Origin of the sequence: Bacillus sp. JJ664 (assembly GCF_036962205.1) — a bacterium.
Lineage (GTDB): Bacteria > Bacillota > Bacilli > Bacillales > Bacillaceae_G > Gottfriedia.
Window position 1 is genome coordinate 3,028 of the sequence record NZ_JBALMS010000164.1, and the last position, 225, is coordinate 3,252.

1 protein-coding gene is annotated in these 225 nt (G+C 31.1%); it reads left to right on the forward strand.

The window, feature by feature from the left end; genetic code table 11:
- Nucleotides 1-141 (forward strand): hypothetical protein (locus V7056_RS19160; protein WP_499703991.1); only part of this gene is annotated, 141 nt, incomplete at its 5' end.
- Between the last annotated feature and the right edge of the window lie 84 nt (nt 142-225).

Below are 225 nucleotides of genomic sequence, written 5' to 3' on the forward strand. Positions count from 1 at the left end.
TTTGATGAAGATTTAGAAAAAATTGCAGTAGATTTACATACTACTAGAAAAGCTTTAGATACACGCATATGGAGAATTAGGAAAAATCTGAGAGAATTTTTCTCGAAGGAAGGAGGCACTAAACATGAAAGAACTCGATAAGTTAACAAATGATTACTTACATACTGAGCAAGGATTAAAGGAATTAGAAGAGATTCTGTCAGAAATTGATGTAGATGATAAAAC